This window comes from Nostoc sp. UHCC 0251 (genome assembly GCF_034932245.1).
In the GTDB taxonomy this organism is placed as follows: domain Bacteria; phylum Cyanobacteriota; class Cyanobacteriia; order Cyanobacteriales; family Nostocaceae; genus Nostoc.
Genome location: NZ_JAYGHD010000281.1, coordinates 1 through 1173 on the forward strand (window position 1 = coordinate 1; position 1173 = coordinate 1173).

The following is a 1173-nucleotide window of genomic DNA, read 5'->3' on the forward strand; positions in this document are numbered from 1 at the left end:
GGGAGCATCCACTTTTGGAAGATATACAAAATAAGGGAGAATGTAAAAGGAGATAAAAAGAGTGCATCAACTACTATGAGCCAAGATAGAGAAGAACAAATAAAAGCCTGTGTAAGGGAACTGGCAAAATTACTATATGAAGAAGCGGATAAGAGTCAGTTAACAGACCTAGAAAGTATAGAAAAAAAAGTTCGTAGTCAAATACTAGAACGTGTGAGTCCAGAAATAGCCCTTTTTTTGTCGAACAGAAAACAGGGACAAAAGTAGGTAAAACGAGGAAAATTCAAAGCCTAGTTGGAGAACTAACTCTCAAAGCTAAACAGTTACAGAGACTGGGTTTAAAACCAAGAACTAGGTTAAGTCCATTACTGAAAAAATGTTGTTTGAGACTATCAGCAAATATTTCCTACCAGAATGCAGAAATAGAGGTAGAGGCACTAACAGGAGTAAAAGTTGGTCACTCAACCCAACAAAAACTAGTTTTGTCACAAGATTTTCAACTACCCGTAGCATTGCAAGCCGTCTCCGAAGTAAGTGTAGATGGAGGCAAAGTCCGACTGCGAGGTAAACCAAAAGCAGGTTGTCACTGGCGAGACTATAAAACTGTTCGCCTGCAAGGGATTTACTATGGTGCATTTTTTGATGACAACCAATCATTAATTGATTATGTTAATAGCCAACAGTTGGTAGACCCCCTTGTTTGCTTGGGAGATGGTCACGATGGTGTGTGGAATCTAGTGCGAGAATTTGGCCAAGACCAGTTTTCTCGCTGTGAAATTTTGGATTGGTATCATCTGAAGGAAAATCTTTATAAAGTTGGTGGTTCTTTGAAGCGACTCAAAGCTGCGGAAGCTTTATTGTGGAAAGGTCAAGTAGAAGCAGCCAAGACTTTATTTAATTATTGCCGAGGTAAACAAGCTAAAAATTTCATCGCTTATCTGGAAAAGCATCTCCCTCGCATTGTCAATTACAACTATTATCAGGCTGAACAGTTATGTTCTATTGGTTCTGGTGCCGTTGAGTCTGCAATTAAACAAATTGGCTTAAGGATTAAAATTTCTGGCGCACAGTGGAATGTTGAAAGTGTTAATCACATCCTCTCTGTTCGTTGTGCTTATCTTAATGGTTTACTTGCTGTCTGATTAGGTGTTTCTTCCAAAAGTGGATGCTCCC

Annotated in this window: 1 protein-coding gene; it reads left to right on the forward strand. The window is 39.1% G+C overall.

The window, feature by feature from the left end; translation table 11 throughout:
- Window positions 1-75: 75 nt before the first annotated feature.
- A protein-coding gene (locus VB740_RS18205) for an ISKra4 family transposase (RefSeq protein WP_323201360.1) occupies window positions 76-1142 on the forward strand; the annotation gives its coding sequence in 2 pieces (ribosomal slippage) (window positions 76-232 and window positions 232-1142; 1068 coding nt in all).
- Window positions 1143-1173 lie beyond the last annotated feature (31 nt).